The 4,464-nt window shown below is 62.3% G+C and carries 3 protein-coding genes and 1 pseudogene; 1 reads left to right on the forward strand and 3 read right to left on the reverse strand.

Annotation, left to right across the window (positions count from 1 at the left end):
• Together ACYVDE_RS15335 and ACYVDE_RS15340 are read right to left on the reverse strand one after the other, a co-directional pair.
• A pseudogene (locus ACYVDE_RS15335) lies at window positions 1-588 on the reverse strand (M3 family oligoendopeptidase); the annotation flags it as partial.
• 243 nt (window positions 589-831) lie between these two features.
• Window positions 832-1,935, reverse strand: a complete 1,104-nt coding sequence (locus ACYVDE_RS15340) for a 2Fe-2S iron-sulfur cluster-binding protein (RefSeq protein WP_460502412.1) — start codon at window positions 1,933-1,935, stop codon at window positions 832-834.
• A gap of 212 nt (window positions 1,936-2,147) precedes the next feature.
• On the opposite strand from ACYVDE_RS15340, the gene ACYVDE_RS15345 reads away from it, so the two are divergent.
• Window positions 2,148-2,840 (forward strand): peptidoglycan DD-metalloendopeptidase family protein, encoded by a 693-nt coding sequence (locus tag ACYVDE_RS15345; RefSeq protein ID WP_460502413.1) that lies wholly within the window; start codon window positions 2,148-2,150, stop codon window positions 2,838-2,840.
• A 200-nt stretch (window positions 2,841-3,040) separates the two neighbouring features.
• Here the strand turns inward: ACYVDE_RS15345 and ACYVDE_RS15350 are convergent, their stop codons facing one another.
• The gene (locus ACYVDE_RS15350; RefSeq protein WP_460502414.1) at window positions 3,041-4,264 is read right to left on the reverse strand and encodes an ABC transporter permease; all 1,224 of its coding nucleotides are present in this window, start codon (window positions 4,262-4,264) and stop codon (window positions 3,041-3,043) included.
• Between the last annotated feature and the right edge of the window lie 200 nt (window positions 4,265-4,464).

Genomic DNA, 4,464 nt, shown 5'->3' on the forward strand with positions numbered 1-4,464 from the left:
CCAGGCGGCCTCGCGCACGGCCCGGTCGGGGCTTTTGAGGCGGTCGGCGGCCTGGGGCAGGGTCAGCTCCTCGCCAGCTATGATTACGTTCATCGCACCCACGGTAGCGGCGTACTGCTGCTGCTTAGTGCTGATGTCAGTTTTCAGCGGAATGTTTTCGGCCCGGTAGATTTCCGAAGCCCGGCGCACCGAGCGCAGAAACACGCCGTAGCGGCTGGCGTCGAGGTCGGCCAGGGCGGGCACGGCCAGCATCTTCTCGTTCAGGGCGTGGTCGTAGGGCGCCACCTGCGGCTCCACTTCGTTCACGAAATACTGGAAGGCTTCGGCGCGGGCGGCGTCCTGCGTGTCGCAGGTCATGCGGATGTAGCGCCAGGCCAGGTCCTCGCTCAACACCGATTCCAGCTCGGAGCGGTCGAGCAGCCAGCGCTCCAGCTCCGCCGCCGACTGCACGGGGCGAGCCTGCAGCTCCTGGAAAAAAGGCTCAATGGTAGCCCAGTCGGTTACGGCAAATTCTTCGGGCAGGTAGTGGCGCGGCGGGCGGCTGGTATCGGTGGCCGACTCGGCGGTGGGTTCAACAAGTTGCATCATCTTACAAGTATAAACGCGGGCCGGCGGGTGCGCCGGCTGGGGCTGTCAGGTACGCAGAATGGTGGCGGGGTGGGTGGATAAATTGAGAAGAGTTTATGGGCATTCGAAACAAAAACAGAACGTCATGCTGAGCGCAGCCGAAGTATCTTTCCCGTGGCAGCAAACTCAATCGTCGGGATTAGTTCTGCGGGAGAGATGCTTCGGCTGCGCTCAGCATGACGTTCCGGTTACTTGTTCCGATGCTTACCCAATCTCAATTACCACGTCATCGGTCATCGGGTGGCCCACGCAGGTCAGAATGTAGCCCTGCTTCATTTCCGAATCGGACAGACCCTCGCGCTCGTCGAGATGCACCTGGCCGCTGAGGCACTTGCCGCGGCAGGCCGTGCACAGGCCAGCCTGGCAGGAATACGGCAGGTCGATGTCCTGGTCGAGGGCGGTTTCGAGAATGGTTTTGCCTTTGGGCACCTCAATCTGGTACTCGCTGCCTTCGTACTGCAGGGTAACGGTGCGGGTTGCTTTCACTTCGTCGGAGGCGTTGGCGGTTACGTCGCCGTGGCCGTTGGGCTGGTTGGCGGCTACCTCGGCATTGTCGGCGGCGGCCACGAAGCTTTCGCGGCGGATGCGGGCCTCGGGTACCTTCAGCAGGTCGAGGGCGGCGCGGGCTTCGGCCATCAGGCCCTCGGGGCCGCAGAGGAAGTAGTCGGCCTGCTCGGCCGGAAACTGGTGGCGCTGCTCCAGAATGCGCAGCAGCCTGGTGCGGTTCAGGCGGCCGGTGTGGCGGTGCGGGGCCATGGGCTGCAAGGGCTGGCTGTACACGTGCTCCACCTGCAGGCGGCCGCCCGCGCTGGCTTCGAGGGCCGCGAGCTGCTGCTGGAAAATCACCGATTCCTCGTTGCGGTTGCCGTAAATGAGCAGCACGTGGCTGTTGGGCTCGCCGGCCAGCACGGCCTTCAGCATCGACATGAGCGGGGTGATGCCCGAGCCGGCGCCGATGAGTACCAGCGAGCGCGCCGCCTTGGGGCTGGGCGCGAGCGTGAAATTACCCAGCGGCTCCATTACCTCCAGCTGCTGGCCCACCTGCACAGTATCAAGCAAATAGTTGCTCACGAGGCCGCCCGGCACGCGCTTCACCGTCACGGACAGGCGCGGGGCGTCGGCGGGGGTGCTGCTGAGCGAGTAGGCGCGGCGCTCCTTTTTGCCGCCCGGCCCGCAGGGCAGAATCAGGGTGAGGAACTGGCCCGGCCGGCTGGCAATGGGCTGGCGGTCGGGCCGTTCGAGATGGATGGTAACGGTATCGGCGGTTTCCTGGGTCAGCGCAACTACGGTCAGGGTCTGGTAACTCATGCGGAATAAGGGTGGGACTAACGGGGCGTACGGATTAGGGCGAATGCGGCCGTCCGGCGCGGGCAATTGAACAAAAGGTTGAACGTTGGGCCGGGCCGCGGCCCAGCCAACTTCGCCCGCAAAGGTAACTTGCCGCTTCCCGCCCTCAACAGTACTTCGCCCCGCGTGGTTTGCAAATGCGGGCTTCTTCATTCGACGCCAACTTTCCTGCTTTGACTCTCCCCTCCCTCCTACGCCGCCACGCCGCCGAATTCGGCCCCGTGCTGCCCCTCGACCTCAACGCCGCCACCGTTACGCGCCTCGATTTTTCGGCCAGCAACCCCATTGTCGCCAACGCCGACCTGCGCGACACCGCCGCCTTCGACGCGCTGGTAAACCAGCTGCTGGCCGCTGCCCACGCCACCGTGGGCGTAGGCGGCTACCTCGAAAACCGCGTCATCTACCGTCGCAGCGCGCATTTCGGCCCCGGTGCGGCCGAAGAAGCCCGCTCGCTCCACTTGGGCGTGGATGTGTGGGTGCCAGCCAGCACGCCCGTGCTCGCGCCGCTGCCCGCCGTGGTGCACAGCCTGGCCGACAACGACAACTTCGGCGACTACGGTCCCACCGTCATCCTCCAGCACGAGCTCGAAGGCACCGTGTTCTATAGCCTCTACGGCCACCTGAGCCGTGCCGAGTGGCAGGCGCTGCGCGTGGGCCAGTCGCTGCAAAAAGGCGAAGCTTTCGCCACAGTCGGCCCCTTCCCCGAAAACGGCGACTGGCCGCCGCACCTGCATTTTCAGCTGGTGGCCAACATGGGCCACCACTCGGGCGACTTCCCCGGCGTGGCCCGCCCCAGCGAGCGCGACAAGTGGGCCGCCCTCTGCCCCGACCCGAACCTGGTGCTGCAAAGCCGGTATCTTGTCTGAACCGCAGATTTTCGCAGATTAAACGGATAAGAACGGATTCTTTCGGCGCATTACTTACAACGCGTTTCCGGTAAAAGCAGAAGGCCCGCACATTAACCGTGCGGGCCTTCTGCTTTTTATTTTGGAATTGACGATGGGAATTGGCTTCGCTCGAATCCGTTCTTATCCGTTTAATCTGCGGAAATCTACGGTTCAGACAGTTAGTCGAACTTGATGGCCACCACCGGCTTGATGCGCGAAATCAGATACGTCGGAATCAGCACGGCCAGCAGCGAGGCGGCGAAGGTGGCTCCGTTCAAAATCAGCAGCATTTCCGGGTCCCACGAAATCGGCACGCGGTCCATGTAATAGTTCTCGGGGTCGAGCGGGATGACGTGAAAGTAGTATTGGATGGCGCAGAAACCCACGGCCACCGCGTTGCCGATGAGCATGCCGCGCACCGTGAGCGACAGCCCCCGGAAGAAGAACATGCGCCGAATCTGGTTGTCCGTGGCCCCGAGTGCCTTCAGAATCCCAATCATGTTGGTGCGCTCCAGAATCATGATGAAGATGGTGGCCACCATATTGAACGTGGCCACGAAGATGATGAGAATCAGGAAAATCACCACGTTGCGGTTCAGCAGTTGCAGCCAATCGAAGAGTTGGGCGTACTGGTCGGTGATTTTGTCGATTTTCAAATCGTAGGGCAGCCGCTCGTAGAACTTGTCGGCCGTGGCGTCGAGGGTTTTGAAGTCCTTAAGCACGACTTCCATGCCGCCCACCAGCGAGTCGGCCCACGCCGGCGAGTTCAGTCCCCGAATCTGGCGAATATCGCCGATGACGTACACTTCGTCGAACTCGTCGAGGCCCGTCGAATAGATACCGCTCACCCGAAATGGGCGGATACGCGGCGGGTTCTGAATGAAGTAAAACAGCGTTTTATCGCCCACGTTCAGCCGCAGCTTGTCGGCCACTTTGCGCGAAATCAGCACGTCGTCGCTGGCCGCCGAATCGGGGAAGCCGATGAACTTACCGGCCACCAGGTTCTGGCGCATGGGCGAGGGGCCGTCGGTTTCAGCAATGCCCTTCAGCACCACGCCCATCACCTCATCGGGCGTTTTGATGATGGCCGTTTTCACGGCGAAGGGCTGCGTCGACTTCACTTCCGGAAACTCGTGCAGCTGCTGCACCAGGCGCGGGCCGGGAATGGGCGCCACTTCGAGCGAGTTGTTGGTGTCGTAGCGCGAGATTTGCAGGTGCGCGCCAAACGAGAAAATCTTGTTTTGAATCTCGTTGCGAAACCCTTGCAGAATGGCAAACGACACCACCATCACTGCCAAGCCCATGGCAATGCTGATGATGGCTATTTTTGTGACCGACGACGTGAAGGAGCCGGAATCGGCCCCGCCGTCGATTTTGTGCGAGATGTAGCGGGCGACATTCATTGTTCGGCCGTAAAGCTACGTTTTGAACCGCGACCGGCCGCATGTTGCGCCCGGCCTACCGGCGCGGTGGTCGCCCACAGCCGCTTAATTTCACTATCCTGCACTATATGATTGATTTTTCGGCAAAAATGACGCTGGCCCTGCTGCTGGCCCTGCCCGCCTGCGGCACCACCCGCCCGGCGGCCACCGGCCCGCAGGCT

The organism is Hymenobacter agri, assembly GCF_054778495.1.

Bases quoted from the DNA above. Each gene is read 5' to 3' on its own strand.
- ACYVDE_RS15340 (WP_460502412.1), bottom strand. From the start codon at position 1,935: ATGAGTTACCAGACCCTGACCGTAGTTGCGCTGACCCAGGAAACCGCC.
- ACYVDE_RS15350 (WP_460502414.1), bottom strand. From the start codon at position 4,264: ATGAATGTCGCCCGCTACATCTCGCACAAAATCGACGGCGGGGCCGAT.